Here is a 16,556-nt window from a genome sequence, read left to right as displayed (position 1 = left end):
CGATATGAAAAATTGTGATTTGTGACGTAAACTATCCGGAAAGCCGATAATTCATCCCCATGACCCCGGATCAACTGATAACGTTCGCCGCCGTCGCCGAACACCTGAACATCAGCCGCGCCGCCGTGGCATTGCATCTGTCGCAGCCGGCCGTGTCGGGCCAGCTGCGGCTGCTGCAGGACGAATTCGGCGAGCCGCTGTACCAGCGCGACGGCCGCGGCATCCGCCTGACGCCGGTCGGCGAGCAGCTCGCGCAGTACGCGAAGGCGCAGCGCGATACGTTCGCGCAGGCGCGTGCGTTTCGCGACGCGGTGCGCGGGCTGGAAGCCGGCACGCTGCGCATCGGCGCGAGCACGACGCCCGCGAGCTACCTGCTGCCATATCTGATCGCGGCGTTCCAGCCGCTCGCGCCGCGCGTGACGATCCAGACGATGAGCGGCAATACGGCCGACGTGGTGGCCGCGCTGCCGTCGCTCGACATCGCGCTGATCGAGGGGCCGCCCGGCGAGGCGTTGCCGCCGGGCACGGCCGTCCATGCCTGGCACGAGGACGAGATCGTCGCGATCGTGCCGGCCGGCCATCCGCTGGCCGCGCCCGGCTACGACGCGGGCGTGACGCTCGACGCGCTCGCCGCGCACCCGCTCGTGCTGCGCGAGGCGGGCTCCGCCGTGCGGCAGCTCGTCGAACGCGCGTTCGCGCACGGCGGCGCGCCGATGCGCGTCGCGTTCGAGATCGCCGGCGTCGAGGCCGTCAAGGAGGCCGTGCGCGCCGGGATGGGCGTCGGGTTCGTGTCCGCGATGTCGTTGCGCCACCAGGATGCGGCGCTCGTGCTGCGCTCGCTCGCGCCGGCGCCGCTCACGCGTCATTTCTCCATTCTCGTGCCGCACGGCGGTGCGCCGTCGCGGGTCGCCGCGCAGTTCCTCGACATGAGTCTCGCGCAAGACCTCGCCTGAGCGGCCGCAGCCGCGCCGGGAACGTGCGTTGCACGCCGTCGGGCGCGTGCTGGCGCGGTGCACTATCTTAGGGATTTCCTCTATGGCGTGGGCCTGACGCGAGGCGCACCATCCGTCTCAAGCAAATGGAACCGGTTCCATTCCGGTAAAAAAGGGCAACATGGCAGACATCGTGATCGTGGCGAGCGCATTCGGGATGGACCGCGTGCGCCAGGAGGGCCACAGCGCATTCATCTCGACCGTGGCGGCATCCGGTGCGACCGGATTCGAGGTGCGGCGCGAACTGTTCGCGTCGGACGACGACACGGCCCCCGGCGCGTTGGCCGCGCTCGGCGCGCAGATCGCCGGCCACGGGCTGTGGTCGGTCTATTCGACGCCGGCCACGCTGTATACGGAAACGGGTGCGCTGGATGCCGACGCATTGCGCGACGCGCTCGCGGAAGCCGACGCGCTCGGCGCGCGCTTCGTGAAATTCCAGCTCGGCGGTTTTGCCGGCGACGCGCACGCGGCCGAGATCGTCGCGCTGTCGCGCGGCGCGAACGCGCGTGTGGTGGTCGAGAACGGCCAGCTCCAGGTCGGCGGCGCGTTCGCGCAGTTTCGCGGGCTGTTCGACGCGCTGGCCGCGGCCGGCCAGCGCGATGCGCTCGGGATGACGTTCGACATCGGCAACTGGCAGTGGCCGGGCGAAGCGCCGCTCGACTGCGCGCAAGTGCTCGCGCCGCACGTGGAATACATTCATTGCAAGGCCGTCGAGGGTGAGGGCGCGCGCCGCTTCGCGGTCGCGCCGGCGCCGAACGACGCGCTCGTGACCGGCGTGCTTGCGGCGCTGCCGCCGCATGTGCCGCGCGGCATCGAGTTCCCGTTCGACGCTGCCGATCTGGCGGGCGATGCCTGCCGCCGTGTCGCATGGCTCGCGACCGCTTGACCGCAAAAGGATCCCGAGGAGTTCATTCATGAAAGCAGCACTCGATGTCGTGACCTACGGCGAGGCGATGGCGATGTTCGTCGCGACCGAGCCCGGCCATCTCGCGCACGCGGGGCAATTCACGAAGCGGATCGCGGGCGCCGACCTGAACGTCGCGATCGGCCTGTCGCGGCTCGGTTTCCGGGTCGGCTGGATGAGCCGCGTGGGCCGCGATTCGTTCGGCGGCTACGTGCTCGACACGCTGGCGCGCGAAGGCATCGACGCGTCGTGCGTGACCGTCGATCCGCGTTACCCGACCGGTTTCCAGCTGAAGTCGCGCAACGACGACGGCAGCGACCCGACCGTCGAATATTTCCGCAAGGGTTCGGCCGCGAGCTACCTGTCGTGCGACGACTACGTGGCCGACTACGTGCTCGGCGCGCGCCACCTGCACCTGACGGGCGTCGCGCCGGCGATCTCCGCGACCTCGTGCGAACTGGCGTTCCGGCTCGCGCGCGAGATGCGCGCGGCCGGCAAGACGATCTCGTTCGATCCGAACCTGCGCCCGACGCTGTGGCCGTCCGCCGACGTGATGGCGAAGACGCTGAACGCGCTCGCGACGCTCGCCGACTGGGTGCTGCCGGGCCTCGCCGAAGGGCGCCAGCTCACCGGGCACGACACGCCGGCCGACATCGCGGGCTTCTATCTCGCGCGGGGCGCGCGCGGCGTCGTGATCAAGCTCGGCGAGCAAGGCGCATATTTCCGCACGGCCGACGGCCGCGAGGGCACGGTCGCGGGTGAGCGTGTCGAACGGGTGGTCGACACGGTCGGCGCCGGCGACGGTTTCGCGGTCGGCGTGGTCAGCGCGTTGCTGGAAGGCCGGAGCGTCGAGCAGGCGGTCGCGCGCGGCAACCGGATCGGCGCGCTCGCGATCCAGGTGATCGGCGATTCGGAAGGGTTGCCGACGCGCGAAGCCCTCGACCGGCTCGAAAATGTCAGCAATCGCGCCGATCGCTTAGAGGAAATCGTCACCGCGCAATGAGAGGCCGGACACGGCACAATCCGCGGATCCATTTCGTGCACGACGCACACGTAGTTTTGCTGGAGGCCGGACGGGCGCTGAAGCGCCAAGTCCGGTCGACATACGGAGACACTCTCATGGCAACCAATCTCGCAGCCCGTCGCTGGTGGACGATCATGCCGATCGTGTTCATCACGTACAGCCTCGCTTACCTCGACCGCGCGAACTACGGGTTCGCGGCAGCGGCCGGCATCAACCAGGATCTCGGCATCGGCAAGGGCCTGTCGTCGCTGATCGGCGCGCTGTTCTTCCTCGGCTACTTCTTCTTCCAGATCCCCGGCGCGATCTATGCGGAACGCCGCAGCGTGAAGAAGCTCGTGTTCGTCAGTCTGATCCTGTGGGGCGGCTGCGCGGCGCTCACGGGCGTGGTCAGCAACATCCCGTCGCTGATGGCGATCCGCTTCGTGCTCGGCGTGGTCGAGGCGGCCGTGATGCCGGCGATGCTGATCTACATCAGCAACTGGTTCACCAAGAACGAGCGCTCGCGCGCGAACACGTTCCTGATCCTCGGCAACCCGGTCACCGTGCTGTGGATGTCGATCGTGTCGGGTTATCTCGTGCATGAATTCGGCTGGCGCCACATGTTCATCGCCGAAGGCGTGCCGGCCATCATCTGGGCCGTGTGCTGGTGGTTCCTCGTGCAGGACAAGCCGGCCGATTCGCCGTGGCTGACCGCGCAGGAAAAGCGCGACCTCGACGCCGCGCTCGTGGCCGAGCAGGCAGCGATCAAGCCCGTGCGCAACTACGGCGAGGCATTCCGCTCGCCGGCCGTGATCAAGCTGTGCGCGCAGTATTTCTGCTGGAGCATCGGCGTGTACGGCTTCGTGCTGTGGCTGCCGTCGATCGTCAAGAACGGGTCCGACCTCGGGATGGTCGCGACCGGCTGGCTGTCCGCGCTGCCGTATCTCGCGGCGACGATCGCGATGCTCGCCGCATCGTGGGCGTCCGACAAGGTCGGCTCGCGCCGCGGCTTCGTGTGGCCGTTCCTGCTGATCGGCGCAGCCGCATTCGCCGCGTCGTACGCGCTCGGCTCGTCGCATTTCTGGATCTCGTATGCGCTGCTGGTCGTCGCGGGCGCCGCGATGTATGCGCCGTACGGCCCGTTCTTCGCGATCGTGCCGGAGCTGCTGCCGAAGAACGTCGCGGGCGGCGCGATGGCGCTGATCAACAGCATGGGCGCGCTCGGCTCGTTCGTCGGCTCGTACTTCGTCGGCTACCTGAACGGTGCGACCGGGTCGCCCGTCGCGTCGTATGCGTTCATGAGTGCCGCGCTCGTCGCCGCGGTGATCCTCACGCTGTCCGTCAAACCCCAGGCGCGCGATGCGCATCCGCTCGCCGCGCCGCTGCAAGGAAAATGAAACATGAAGCCCCGTATCGTCGCGTACAAGCCGCTGCCCGATGACGTTCTCGCGTACCTGCGCGAGCATGCGGACGTCGTGCAGGCCGACGGCGCCGACGCGCTTGCCGCCGCACTCGGCGACGCGGACGGCGCGATCGGCGCGAGCCTGAAGGTCACGCCGCGGATGCTCGACGGCGCACCGCGGCTGAAGGCGTGGTCGACGATCTCGGTCGGCTACGACAACTTCGACGTCGCCGACCTGACGCGCCGCGGCATCGTGCTCGCGCATACGCCGGACGTGCTGACCGAGTCGACCGCCGATACGGTGTTTTCGCTGATCCTGGCGTCCGCGCGGCGCGTGGTCGAGCTGGCCGAGTGGGTCAAGGCAGGGAACTGGCATCGCAGCATCGGCTCCGACCTGTACGGCACCGACGTGCAGGGCAAGACGCTCGGCATCGTCGGGCTCGGGCGGATCGGCGGCGCGGTCGCGCGCCGCGCGGCGCTCGGCTTCCGGATGCAGGTGCTGTACGCGAACCGCTCCGCGCACGCGCAAGCCGAGACGCAGTACGGCGCGCGGCGCGTGACGTTCGACGAACTGCTCGCACAGTCGGATTTCGTGTGCCTGCAGGTGCCGCTGTCGCCGGAAACGCGCCATCTGGTCGGTGCGCCCGAATTCGCGAAGATGAAGCGCGGCGCGATCCTGATCAACGCGTCGCGCGGGCCCGTCGTCGACGAAGCCGCGCTGGTCGATGCGCTGCGCGCGGGTACGATCCGCGGTGCGGGGCTCGACGTGTTCGAGCAGGAGCCGCTGCCGGCGGATTCGCCGCTGCTGCAGATGAAGAATGTCGTCGCGCTGCCGCATATCGGCTCGGCGACGCACGAGACGCGCCATGCGATGGCGCGCTGCGCGGCGGAAAACCTGGTCGGCGCGCTGGCCGGCACGCTGCGCACGAATCTCGTCAATCCGGACGCGCTCGCGCACGCGTGAGCCGCATCCGGCGACCGCCCGGCGCGGCGGCGGCGCGGTTAGAGTCGATGATCTTGGTGCGGGAGGGCTGGCTGCGTTATGATCGCCCGCTCTCGTCGCGTCGACAACCCGGCTGCATGGCTGGTGGCGTCGCGCGGCGGGTATCCGCGCCAGGTCCGGGCGGCCGACTGCCGACGCACGCGACTCGCGGGCGCTGATCGACCGCGAAGCACGGGATCAGTGCAGGCGCAGAAGCGCTCAGACAGGGGAGTCCGCCGGGTGGCTTACGTTTCCAACAACAAAGGTCCGTCTGCTCACGAAGCGGCGCGGATCGCACGTCGCGAGGCACGACAGTGACCGATTCGCAACCTTCCACGACGCGTCCGGCGACGATCAGCGACGTCGCGCGCGAGGCCGGCACGGGCAAGACCAGCGTGTCGCGCTACCTGAACGGCGAGACGCATGTGCTGTCCGTCGATCTGCGCCAGCGGATCGAGTCGGCGATCGCGCGGCTCAACTACCGGCCGAACCAGATGGCGCGCGGGCTCAAGCGCGGCCGCAACCGGCTGCTCGGCATGCTCGCGGCCGACCTGACCAATCCTTACACCGTCGAAGTGCTGCAGGGCGTCGAGGCCGCGTGCCATGCGCTCGGCTACATGCCGCTCATCTGTCACGCGGCGAACGAGGTCGAGATGGAGCGGCGCTTCCTGCAGCTGCTCACGACCTACCGCGTCGAAGGGCTGATCGTCAACGCGCTCGGTGCCGACGAAGACGTGCTGCGCCCGCTGCGCGGCGCGGGCATTCCGGCCGTGCTCGTCGACCGCACGGTCGAGGGCTTCGAGGCCGACCTGATCGGCCTCGACAACGCCGACGCGATCGAGATGGCGCTCGCGCACCTGGTCGAACACGGCTTCGACGCGATCCATTTCGTCGTGCAGCCGTTCGAGCGCGTCAGCTCGCGGCGCGCGCGCGAGGCCGCGTTCCGCGCGGCGCTGGACGCGCGCGGGCTGCCGGTGCCGCCGACGGTCGTGCTCGACCTGAACGCGCCCGACGCGGCTGCCGCGGCGCTTGCCGACATCGACACCCGCATCGACGCCGCGGCCCGGCGCGGCGTGCGCGCGGCGCTGTTCGCCGCGAACGCGCCGGTTGCGCTCGCGATCGCGCGCCACCTGCGTGCGCGTTTCGGCGCCGCGTGGCAGCAGAAGGCGGCGCTGCTGTCGATCGACGATCCGGAATGGGCCGAGCTGATCGGCATCACGACGATCCGTCAGCCGACCTACGAAATCGGCTACAAGGCCGTCGAATTCGTGCACGAGCGGATCGACGGCGCGGCGGGCGACGTGCGCGTCGCGATGCTGCCCGGCGCGCTGTGTGCGCGCGCGTCGACCGCAAGCTGAGTATCATTCGGGGCACGCAGCGCGCCAGGTGCGCTGCCCCGATCAAGGAAATACATGACTGTCGCTCCCGTCACGCTGGCGCTGCTGATCGCCGCCACGCTGATCATCGCGCTACTGCCGCTCGTCCTCTTCCGCATCCTGCGCAAGCCGCTTGCACTCAACCGCCGCGACACGATCGTCGGTGTCGCCGTCTTCACGCTGTTCGCGATGATCGTCGAGCGTGCGTTCCACGGGCTCGTGCTGAGCCACACGCCTGAGGACGGCTGGCTGACGCAGCCGCTCGCGTTCGTCGCGTACGGTGCGCTCGCGACGGCCGTCTTCGAGGAAGTCGGCCGCTATCTCGGGATGCGTTTCCTGAACCGCCGCTACGGCGAATCGGCCGGCGACGGTCGCGGGATCGGCTACGGGATCGGTCACGCCGGTGCCGAAGCATGGTTCGTCGGCGTGCTCGTGTGGGGCCAGTGGTCGTATCTCGCATGGCTCGCGGGCCGCGGCCAGCTCGAGACGCAGCTGTCCGACCTGCCGGTCGACACCGTGGTGCGGCTGCACATGATGCTCGCGACGCTGTCGGCACAGTCGATCCTGCTGTTGCTGCTCGAGCGCTGCTCGGCGTTCGCGGTGCAGGTGGCGCTGTCGGTGCTGGTGTGGCGCGGCGTGCGTGCCGGCCGCGCGGGCGTGTTGCCGCTCGCGATCGTTCTGCATGCGCTCGCGGCCGTGCCGGCGCTGTTGTACCAGGTGCGCGCGCTGCCGGCCGCGTGGGTCGAGGCCTTGTATTTCGTGCTGGCCGCGGCCCTGGTGGTCGTGCTGGTGAAGACGTGCCGGCCGTCGCGCGCGGCGGCCTGACGGGAGAGCGGAATGGACGACTATCTGATCGAATGCCAGAGCGCGGAATTCGACGCGCTCGCGCGCGTGATCTGCGATCTCTTTCCGGAACAGACGCGCTTTGCCGAAAGCAGCGATGCGCGCGGGCGCTTCCTGTCCGTGCACTGGCTCGCGATGCGTTTCGGCGCGACGCCGAAGCGGATGACGCTCGCGATCCGCATCGTGCCGGCGGCACTCGCGCGCTACCTGGCGCTCAAGCCGATGCAGCGCGCGCGCAGTCATGCGGTGCTGCATGCGTATACGGAAGCGATGCTCGGGTCGCTCGAGGAGCGGCACGCGGCCGGCGAGGCCGTCGAGCGCGACGCGGAACTCGAACTCGACGAAGACTTCGCGTGAGCGACGGCGCCGGCATCGCGCCGGCGCGGCGAATCATGCGTCGCGGTACACCTGCGCGAAGCGCTGCGCCTGCACGACGCCATAGTCGCCGGGCGCGTACTGCATGACCCAGTCGCCGGCGACGCCGCGCAGCGTGTCGCCGTTTTCCGAGCGGGCGATCGTGAACGGCTCGTCCATTCGGCGTGCGAGCACGACGGCCGGCCGGTTCCGGTAGGCGCCCGGCGTGCCGTGCGCGAGTGCCGGATCGGCGGGCAGGTATTTGGCGTCGAAGCGGGCGCGCGACACGACCCAGCGGTCGCCGGTCGAGCCGGTGATCAATGCGTCGCCCGCCACATAGCGGTTCGGGCCTTCGAGGCTCATCAGTTCGCCATCGACATCCGCGAAATCCACGGCGACGGTTTCGTCCTTGACGACGCGACGGGCCTGCGGGTCGGTACGCAGATCGAGTTGCTTGAGTTCGAGCATGGCGGGAAGGAGCGGGAAAGCTGGAAAAGCCGGGAGCTTATCCCGAATTCGGCGCGCCGTGTGGCGCGCCGGTCGCCGGCAGGGGCGCGGCGCCGTCCGGCCCGGGCGGGCACGGCACGGCGCCGGCGCGGCGGGCGTCAGGGCTGCGCGGGTGCGCTGGCGGCCGGCGCGGCCGCCGCCTTGCCTTCCTTGCCCTTCGTCTTGCCCTTGCCGCCGTGCTCGCCGCCGTGGTGCAGCCAGCCGCGGAAGGTCGTGTCGGCCAGCGCCTTCTGTTCGGCCGGGAAGCTCTGGTAGAGCGGGGCGAAGGCTTCGGCAAGCTTCTTCGCGCCGTCGGCGTTCGCCTGCGACAGTTCCGCATACTGCTTCATGTCGTCGATCGCGGAGACGTCGTGCTTGGCCATCCGTTCGCTGTAGAGGCGGCCCATCGTTTCGCCGTTGTCGCGCATCGTATCGGCGAACGTCTTCCATTGCGGTTCCTGCGCCGACGTGATCTTCAACTGATCGTGCAGGTACTTGATGCGCTGCTCGATGCGCGCTTCATGGCGTGCCGCGCGCTGCTCGGCGCTCGGGGCCGACGCAGCGGCCGTCGTGGCCGGAGCCGGGGCGGGCGCTTGCGGCTGGGCCGGGGTTTGCGCGAACGCACTGGCTGCAACGGCGAGCGTAGCGAGGGTGAGCGAGATTTTCTTCATGGTTGGCTCTCCGGGGTGATGTCGTGCGAGCGGGCGCGGCGGCTGCTGCCGCAAGCGCGCATCTCGCGTCGCACGCTATTAGTAGCACGCCGCGTGCGGCGCAGCAGTGAATGCGACACTTGCTTACATCCGATACGAATCGAAATCGAAAGGTTCGAACCCGGGCGATGGCGGTTGGGCGCACCGGCGTTCGGCGCTATCATCGCGTCACCTTCCACTCAGCCGGCGCGTTGCGCACCGGCCCAGTCTCATGCGTCCACCTCGCCTCGACCAACTCGACGATCTCGACCGGCAACTCGTCGCGCTGCTGCAAGCCGATGCGCGCGCCAGTGTCGCGGATCTCGCGCGCCAGCTCGACGTCGCGCGCACGACGGTCGTCGCACGCATCGCGCGGCTCGAACGCACCAACGTGATCGCCGGCTACAGCGTCCGGCTCGGGCAGGACGTGCTCGACGCGAGCATTTACGCGTACGTCGGCATCATCCTCACGCCGAAGTTCGGCAAGGACGTGTTGCGCAAGCTCGACCGGATGCCCGAAGTGCAGTTGCTGTGCGCGGTGAGCGGCGAGTACGACTACGTCGCGTGGCTGCGCGCCGATTCGCCCGAACGGCTCAACGACCTGCTCGACCAGATCGGCACGCTCGAAGGCGTCGAGCGCACGACGACGTCGATCATCCTGTCGCGCAAGATCGATCGCGGGACGATCGGCGGCTGACGCTTCGGTCGCATTTGTATCGCACGCAGCGGCTCGATCAGCCGTCGGTCCGGTCGCGCGGCTGCGCTGCGCGTGACGGCCGCGCGAGCGGAATCCGCACCGATACGCGCAATCCGTGCGCGGCCCGCTCGTCCGCATGCGCGAGCGTGATGTCGGCGCCCATCCGGTCCGCGAGGATCTTCACGATCGACAGGCCGAGCCCGGAGCCGATCTGCGCGTTGCCGGGCACGCGGTAGAACGGATCGAACACGCGCTCGCGCTCCTGCGGCGCGATGCCCGGCCCGCTGTCGACGATCGTCACGCACGCATGCGTATCGGTGCATGACGTCGACAGGTCCACGCGACCGCCGGCCGGCGTGTAGCGGATCGCATTGTCGACCAGGTTCATGACCAGCGATGCGAGTTCGAGCTCGTCGACGCTCACGCGGGCGTCCGGGCCGTCGTCGATGCCGATGTCGAGCGCCTTCTCCTCGGCGAGCGGCATCAGGTCTTCCAGCACGCGGCGATAGATCGCATGCACGGAGACGGCGCCGGGCGGCGCGGCCGGCGCGCTTTGCGCCCGCGCGAGCGCGAGGAGCTGCCCGATCAGGTGGCGGCTGCGGTCGAGCCCGCCGCGCAGCGCGGCGAGCCGTGCGCGCGCGTCGTCCGGCAGGTCGATGTCGGCCAGCCGCTCGGCCTGCAGGGACATCGCGGTGAGCGGCGAGCGCAGTTCGTGGGCGGCGTCGGCGACGAAGCGGCGCTGCGCATCGACCGATTGCGCGACGCGCGCGAGCATCCGGTTGATCGCGACGACGAACGGCCGCACCTCGACCGGCACGTGCTCGGCCGGCACCGGGCGCAGGTCGTGTTCGTCGCGCGCGTCGATCCCGGCGGACAGCGCGGCGACCGGACGGAACAGCTTGCGCACGAGATCGGCGACGAGCAGCAGCAGGATCGGCACGAGGATCAGCAGCGGCAACGCGGTACGCCACGCGCTCTCGCGCGCGACGTCGTCGCGCATGCCGGCTGCCTGGGCGACCGCGATGCGCTCGCCGTTCGCGAACGTACGGACCATCACGCGATAGGCGCTGCCACCGGCATCGACCGTATGCAGCCCGTCGGCGAGCGTCGGCGGCAGCGCGAGCTGAGGCGAGCCGTCGGTGCGCGGTTGCCGTGCTTGCGGATCGGCGCCGAGCGGCTGCACGATCACGCGCGACAGCTCGTCGCTTTCGCGTGCGGGCCCGGCGCCCGCCGCATGCGGCGCAGGCGCACGCTGGCGGTCGAGCAGCGTCGCGACCTCGCGCAGCACGTCGTCCTGCAATTCGTGCGCTTCATCGAACGCCGATGAAAACGCGAACGCGGCCGCAATGGTGGCGACGACAAGGATCGCGGCCGACAGCGCGACCGACAGGCGGAACCCGATCGACTCGTTCAGGCGCTTCTTGAAACCATCCATCCGGCCCCCCTGACGTTCTTGATCACGGTGCTGCCGAGCTTGCGGCGCAGCGAATGGATCAGGAATTCGACCGCGTTGCTTTCGACTTCCTCGCCCCAGCCGTACAGCCGATCCTCGAGCTCGCGCCGCGACAGGATCGCGCCGGGGCGGACCAGCAGCGCACGCAGCAGCGAGAACTCGCGGTTCGACAGCGCGACCGGCGGCTGTCCGTCGACGGTCGCCTCGCGCGTGGCGGGGTCGAGCGACACGATTCCGTTGCCGAGCAGCGGCGCGGCCGAACCGGCGCGGCGCCGGATCGCGACGCGAATCCGGGCGAGCAGCTCGGCCATGTCGAACGGCTTGACGATGTAGTCGTCGGCGCCGCCGTCGAGGCCGCGCAGGCGATCGTCGAGCCCGTCGCGCGCGGTGACGATCAGCAGCGGCGTGCCGGCGTCCTTCGCGCGGATGCCGGCCAGTACGTCGAGCCCGTCGCGGCCGGGCAGGCCGAGGTCGAGCAGGACCAGGTCGTAGGGCTGCGCGGCGAACGCGGCCAGCGCGCGCCCGCCGTCGTCGACCCAGTCGGTGGCGTACGACGCGTCCTTCAGCGCGGCATGGACCGCCTCGCCGATCATCGGGTCGTCCTCGACGAGCAGTATTCGCATGCGTGTTCTCCGTGCTGCGCGATCGCCGCCAGCGTATGCGATTCCCGCGCGCCCGTCACGTGCGGCGCGCCCGGCGCATCGCCGATCCGCGCTTACTTGCCGCCGAACCGGTCGAAGGCCGCGAGCAGGCTCTTCATCGCGGCGGCCGAATCGGCCTGGGTCGGATGGTCGGCGCGCAACGCGGAGAGGGCGCGGTCGATCTCCTGGTCGACCATGTGCCAGTCGGAGGCAGCGCGCGGCTTGAGGCCGGCCTCGGCCGAATCCCACGCGATCTCCAGATCCTTGATGCGGGTTTTCGCGCCGGGCAGGTCGCCCTTGGCGACGAGCGTGTTCACGTCGGCGGCGATCGTGCGGAATTGCGACAGGTCGCCGAGCTTCGAGGCGCGCGGTGCTGCGGACGACGCGGCGGCCGCGGCGGGTACCGCGGTCGATGCGCTCGCATCCTGCTTCGAGCAGCCGGCGGCGGTGCCGAGCACGGCCATCGCGGCTGCGGTCATGACGAGACGGGAAACGGAATTCGGGATGGTCATGGGATGTCCTCGATGCGATGAAGGGAAATAGGGGGTGTCAATCGGCGGCGCCGGCACGCGTCTGCGCGCCGCTGCCGAATTGCGCGACGGCGACGAGCAGCACGATCACGGTCAGGAACAGCAGGCTCGTCCACGCGGCGCCGAAACCGAGCCCGCCGTACGCGCGGGCCTGCGTGAGCAGATCGCCGAGCGACGCGCCGAACGGACGTGTCAGGATGTACGCGATCCAGAACGCCAGCACCGCGTTCGCGCCGAACCGCCACATGGCGAACACGGCCGCGATCAACGCGCCGAAGGCAAGCGCACCGACGGTGAAGCCGAGCCCGAGCGCCTCGGTCGCGAGATCGCCGGCGGCGGTGCCGAGCGCGAACGTGCAGAGGATCGCGGCCCAGTAGAACAGCTCGCGCCGCGGCGTGACGATCGTGTCGATCGACAGCGTGCCTTCGACGCGATGCCAGACGAAGAAGATCGCAGCGAGCGCGACGGCAAACGCGGCGGTGCTCGCGTAGAGGCTGACGTTCAGGCCGTCGGTGAGCAGGTCGGTGATCTGCGTGCCGACGATGCTGACGAGCACCACCGTGAGCCAGTAGATCCACGGCACGTAGCGACGCGTGCGCAACTGCAGCCACAGCGCGATCGCGAGCAGCGACGCCATCGCGACGCGCGTGACGGTCTGGCCGAGTCCCGCGTTGACCGCGAGAAAGTCCGCGCCGGTTTCGCCGACCGTGGTCGACATGATCTTGATGATCCAGAACGACAGGGCGACGTCGGGCACCTTGTTCAGCCAGTGCGACGCGCGGTTGACGGGCAGGGATTGCATGCGATGCCTCCATGGAAATCGGGTGACCGGCATGCAGTCTGAATCGCGAAACTTAGGCCAGCCATAGCAGGCCGCAGCGGGTGAAAAACCCTCGTTTCGACGTTTCGGCGAAATGTGTCGTCATAACGTCGAAATTATCGGTCGTTTCGCATCATTCTTCGTCTTGGAACTGATTTTGAGCGTCCCTAAACTGTGTTCATGGCTCAACGCCGTTCACAACACCAACCCATCATCAGGAGATAAGCGCATGAAAATCGCCATCGTCGGCGCAGGTCTGATCGGCCACACCATTGCTCACATGCTGCGTGAAACGGGCGACTACGAAGTCGTTGCGTTCGACCGCGACGCGGATGCGCTTGCGAAGCTGTCGCGCGAAGGCATCGCGACGCAACGGGTCGATTCGGCCGACGCGAATGCGATTCGCGAAGCGGTGAAGGGCTTCGATGCGCTCGTCAACGCGCTGCCGTACTACCTCGCAGTCAACGTCGCCGCCGCCGCGAAGGCTGCCGGCGTCCATTACTTCGACCTGACCGAAGACGTGCGCGCGACCCACGCGATCCGCGAACTGGCCGACGGCTCCGACCGCGCGTTCATGCCGCAGTGCGGCCTCGCGCCGGGCTTCATCGGCATCGCCGCTCACGAACTCGTGAACGGCTTCAGCGAAGTGCGCGACGTGAAGATGCGCGTCGGCGCGCTGCCCGAGTATCCGACCAACGCGCTGAAGTACAACCTGACGTGGAGCGTCGACGGCCTGATCAACGAATACTGCCAGCCGTGCGAAGCGATCCGCGACGGCCGCAAGCAGTGGGTGCAGCCGCTCGAAGGCCTCGAGCACTTCTCGCTGGACGGCACCGAATACGAAGCGTTCAACACGTCCGGCGGCCTCGGCACGCTGTGCGAGACGCTGTCGGGCAAGGTCGAGACGCTCGACTACAAGTCGGTGCGCTATCCAGGCCACCGCGAGCTCGTCCAGTTCCTGCTGGAAGACCTGCGCCTGTCGACCGATCGCGACACGCTGAAGTCGATCATGCGCCGCGCGGTGCCGTCGACGAAGCAGGACGTCGTGCTCGTGTTCGTCACGGTGACGGGCGTGAAGGACGGCCAGCTCGTGCAGGACGTGTTCACGCGCAAGATCTTCGCGAAGGACGTGTGCGGGATGCACATGAGCGCGATCCAGATCACGACGGCCGGCGCGATGTGCGCGGTGCTGGATCTGTTCCGCGAGAAGAAGCTGCCGCAGAGCGGTTTCATCCCGCAGGAAAAGGTGTCGCTGAAGGCGTTCCTGTCGAACCGCTTCGGCAAGCTGTACGAAGGCGGCACGATGGAGCGCGTGCACGCGGTCGCCTGACCGACCGCCAGCCTCTGGCACGAGGGCCGTACGACGCCGGGAGCGCAGCAGCGCTTCCGGCGTTGTTTTTTTGGGGGAAAGCAGAAAGCGGGGCGGCGGCGGGCGGCGCGCTCAGGCCGGCAGCGGCGGGACGATCGTCGCGGGTTGGGGGGGCGGCACGATGCGGTACAGCAGCGCGTCGACGTCCGCGTCGGACGGCGCTGTGTTGTCGAACATCACGATGCCGTCGCATTCACGGCCGGTCGGCACGAAGCGGCGCTGCCGGTATTCGTCCCAATGCGCGAGCTTGTACGCATCGTTCGGGTTGCCGCGTGCGACGATCCGCGCATGTGCGACGTCTTCCGACGTGTGGACCCAGACGACCGTCAGCGCGACGTCGGGTGCGATGCCGAGCCATGCGCGGTCGAGGATGCGCCGGTCGCGCACTTCGCGCGACAGCGGGCCGACGACGATCGCGCCGATGCCGAGCGCGAGATTTTCACGGGCCGTATCGAGCAGGCCCTGGTATTCGGGATCGCGCAGGTGTTTCAGGTAGAGCGGGCTGTCGCGATCGTTCGGATCTTCCGTGAGCGCGCCCATCGCGGCCGCGCTGTAGCGGCCGTACAGCGTGTCCTTGTCGAGCAGGCAGAACGCTTCGCCGGTCGCGCGCATCAGCGGCCCGATGAGCCGCTTCGCGAGCGTGGTCTTGCCGGTGCCGGCGTGACCGCAAAAGAACACCAGGTGCGTCACGAAGCCTTGCCTCCCGGCCGCGGGCTCGACGTGTCGTTGCGCTTGTCGCCGCGCGAGAATACCTCCGCTTCCAGCCACATCGCGTTGATGATGCCGAAGCCGAGCGCCACGCCGATGCCGAGTATCCACGAGAAATACCACATAGGTCTGCCTCCTTGACGGTTGGATCGCGCGGGCGTTGTGCATCGCGCAACGCAGGTGCCGCGGGCCTGTCGACGTACCGCGGTGCGCGTGCTGCGGCGCACGCAGCCCGATCATGACCAATAACGGCGTGCCGTGCAAGCCGGGCCGTCCGCGCAGCAAAGCGGTAAACTGATGCGCAAACCGCAACATCACGGACAACATGCTGATCAACTGCGCTGCATACCAGGACGGCCGCAAGCTGGCCGACATCGATATCGATGCCATCAGCGACTACGTGTCGAAGCCCGAATGCTTCGTGTGGGTCGCGCTGAAGGATCCGACGCCCGACGAAATCGACCTGATGGGCGAGGAGTTCGGTCTGCACGAACTCGCGCTCGAGGATGCCCGCAAAGGGCATCAGCGGCCGAAGATCGAGGAATACGGCGATTCGCTGTTCGCCGTGCTGCATACGGTCGAGCTCGACGAGGACGGCGAATTCAAGGTCGGCGAACTGAACGTGTTCGTCGGCCCGAACTACGTGCTGTCGATCCGCAACCATACCGAGCAGGATTTCCGCGAAGTGCGCAAGCGCTGCGAGCGCGAGCCGCATCTGCTGCAGGAAGGATCGGCGTTCGTGTTCTATGCGCTGATGGATCAGGTCGTCGACCGCTATTTTCCGATCCTCGAAACGCTCGGCACCGAGCTCGAGGAACTCGAGGACCGCATCTTCGCGAAGGCGACGCCCGCGTCGTCGCGCGCGATCATCGAGGATCTCTATTCGCTGAAACGCCGGCTCGTGTTGCTGTACCAGCATACGGCGCCGCTGATGGAGCCGCTCGCGAAGCTCACCGGCGGGCGCGTGCCGCAGGTCTGCAGCGGCATGGCCGCATATTTTCGCGACGTGTACGACCATCTGCAGCGGATCGTGAAGACGATCGAAGGGCGCCGCGAGATGGTCGTCACGGCGATCCAGGTCAACCTCGGGATGATTTCGCTCGCGGAGAGCGAAGTGACGAAGCGGCTCGGCTCGTTCGCCGCGCTGTTCGCGATACCGACGATGATCGCCGGCATCTACGGGATGAACTTCGCGAACATGCCCGAACTGCACCTGAAGTACGGCTTCTACGGCTGCATCGCGGTGATGGTCGTGGCCGACTTCGCGCTGTGGTGGCGTTTCAAGCGGGCAGGGTGGCTGTAGACAT

General features: G+C 68.5%; 19 protein-coding genes. 11 read left to right on the top strand and 8 right to left on the bottom strand.

The features are described 5' to 3' along the window. Positions 1-59: 59 nt before the first annotated feature. From DIE03_RS16040 to DIE03_RS16005, 8 genes are all read left to right on the top strand, one after another. A complete protein-coding gene (locus DIE03_RS16040; RefSeq protein WP_124451930.1) occupies positions 60-953 on the top strand; it encodes a LysR family transcriptional regulator in 894 nt (297 codons plus the stop codon). A gap of 160 nt (positions 954-1,113) precedes the next feature. Beyond that, complete coding sequence (locus DIE03_RS16035) at positions 1,114-1,878, top strand: sugar phosphate isomerase/epimerase (RefSeq protein ID WP_124451928.1); 765 nt, start codon at positions 1,114-1,116, stop codon at positions 1,876-1,878. Between the two features lie 28 nt (positions 1,879-1,906). Further along, complete coding sequence (locus tag DIE03_RS16030; protein ID WP_124451926.1) at positions 1,907-2,899, top strand: sugar kinase; 993 nt, start codon at positions 1,907-1,909, stop codon at positions 2,897-2,899. A gap of 116 nt (positions 2,900-3,015) precedes the next feature. Continuing rightward, entirely contained in the window at positions 3,016-4,296 is a 1,281-nt protein-coding gene (locus DIE03_RS16025) for an MFS transporter (protein ID WP_124451924.1), read from the top strand. Between the two features lie 3 nt (positions 4,297-4,299). Next, positions 4,300-5,265: a D-glycerate dehydrogenase gene (locus DIE03_RS16020; RefSeq protein ID WP_124451922.1), complete on the top strand. Its 966-nt coding sequence runs from the start codon at positions 4,300-4,302 to the stop codon at positions 5,263-5,265. Positions 5,266-5,597: 332 nt separating this feature from the next. After that, entirely contained in the window at positions 5,598-6,641 is a 1,044-nt protein-coding gene (locus DIE03_RS16015; RefSeq protein ID WP_124451920.1) for a LacI family DNA-binding transcriptional regulator, read from the top strand. A 54-nt stretch (positions 6,642-6,695) separates the two neighbouring features. After that, on the top strand, positions 6,696-7,484 hold the full coding sequence (locus DIE03_RS16010; RefSeq protein WP_124451918.1) for a YhfC family intramembrane metalloprotease: 789 nt from the start codon (positions 6,696-6,698) through the stop codon (positions 7,482-7,484). A gap of 12 nt (positions 7,485-7,496) precedes the next feature. Next, the gene (locus DIE03_RS16005) at positions 7,497-7,859 is read left to right on the top strand and encodes a DUF3022 domain-containing protein (protein WP_124451916.1); all 363 of its coding nucleotides are present in this window, start codon (positions 7,497-7,499) and stop codon (positions 7,857-7,859) included. A gap of 33 nt (positions 7,860-7,892) precedes the next feature. On the opposite strand, the gene DIE03_RS16000 is transcribed toward DIE03_RS16005, so the two are convergent. Both DIE03_RS16000 and DIE03_RS15995 read right to left on the bottom strand, forming a co-directional pair. Next, positions 7,893-8,324, bottom strand: a complete 432-nt coding sequence (locus DIE03_RS16000) for a PGDYG domain-containing protein (protein ID WP_124451914.1) — start codon at positions 8,322-8,324, stop codon at positions 7,893-7,895. Positions 8,325-8,461: 137 nt separating this feature from the next. Next, positions 8,462-9,013 (bottom strand): Spy/CpxP family protein refolding chaperone, encoded by a 552-nt coding sequence (locus DIE03_RS15995; RefSeq protein ID WP_124451912.1) that lies wholly within the window; start codon positions 9,011-9,013, stop codon positions 8,462-8,464. A 250-nt stretch (positions 9,014-9,263) separates the two neighbouring features. Between DIE03_RS15995 and DIE03_RS15990 the strand changes: the two genes are divergently transcribed. Then, positions 9,264-9,728, top strand: a complete 465-nt coding sequence (locus DIE03_RS15990) for an Lrp/AsnC family transcriptional regulator (RefSeq protein WP_006481526.1) — start codon at positions 9,264-9,266, stop codon at positions 9,726-9,728. A gap of 37 nt (positions 9,729-9,765) precedes the next feature. On the opposite strand, the gene DIE03_RS15985 is transcribed toward DIE03_RS15990, so the two are convergent. From DIE03_RS15985 to DIE03_RS15970, 4 genes are all read right to left on the bottom strand, one after another. Further along, positions 9,766-11,163, bottom strand: coding sequence for a HAMP domain-containing sensor histidine kinase (locus DIE03_RS15985; RefSeq protein WP_124451909.1), 1,398 nt, complete (start codon positions 11,161-11,163; stop codon positions 9,766-9,768). Continuing rightward, complete coding sequence (locus tag DIE03_RS15980) at positions 11,139-11,804, bottom strand: response regulator transcription factor (protein WP_124451907.1); 666 nt, start codon at positions 11,802-11,804, stop codon at positions 11,139-11,141. Before DIE03_RS15980 ends, DIE03_RS15985 begins: the two co-directional genes overlap by 25 nt. Before the next feature lie 92 nt (positions 11,805-11,896). After that, positions 11,897-12,334, bottom strand: a complete 438-nt coding sequence (locus tag DIE03_RS15975; protein WP_124451905.1) for a hypothetical protein — start codon at positions 12,332-12,334, stop codon at positions 11,897-11,899. A 37-nt stretch (positions 12,335-12,371) separates the two neighbouring features. Next, positions 12,372-13,154, bottom strand: coding sequence for a hypothetical protein (locus DIE03_RS15970; protein WP_124451903.1), 783 nt, complete (start codon positions 13,152-13,154; stop codon positions 12,372-12,374). A 247-nt stretch (positions 13,155-13,401) separates the two neighbouring features. Between DIE03_RS15970 and DIE03_RS15965 the strand changes: the two genes are divergently transcribed. Next, positions 13,402-14,502: a saccharopine dehydrogenase family protein gene (locus DIE03_RS15965; RefSeq protein ID WP_034181371.1), complete on the top strand. Its 1,101-nt coding sequence runs from the start codon at positions 13,402-13,404 to the stop codon at positions 14,500-14,502. A 111-nt stretch (positions 14,503-14,613) separates the two neighbouring features. On the opposite strand, the gene DIE03_RS15960 is transcribed toward DIE03_RS15965, so the two are convergent. Continuing rightward, positions 14,614-15,231 (bottom strand): ATP-binding protein, encoded by a 618-nt coding sequence (locus DIE03_RS15960; protein ID WP_124451901.1) that lies wholly within the window; start codon positions 15,229-15,231, stop codon positions 14,614-14,616. After that, entirely contained in the window at positions 15,228-15,374 is a 147-nt protein-coding gene (gene cydX / locus DIE03_RS15955; RefSeq protein ID WP_124451899.1) for a cytochrome bd-I oxidase subunit CydX, read from the bottom strand. Before cydX ends, DIE03_RS15960 begins: the two co-directional genes overlap by 4 nt. Before the next feature lie 200 nt (positions 15,375-15,574). Here cydX and corA point away from each other — a divergent pair, with 200 nt between their 5' ends. Beyond that, positions 15,575-16,552 (top strand): magnesium/cobalt transporter CorA, encoded by a 978-nt coding sequence (corA, locus tag DIE03_RS15950; RefSeq protein WP_124451897.1) that lies wholly within the window; start codon positions 15,575-15,577, stop codon positions 16,550-16,552. Positions 16,553-16,556: the final 4 nt, after the last annotated feature.

Source organism: Burkholderia sp. Bp8992 (assembly GCF_003853705.1).
In the GTDB taxonomy this organism is placed as follows: Bacteria; Pseudomonadota; Gammaproteobacteria; order Burkholderiales; family Burkholderiaceae; genus Burkholderia.
The sequence above is the reverse complement of the archived record's forward strand: the minus strand, read 5'-3'. Positions and strand labels throughout refer to the sequence as shown.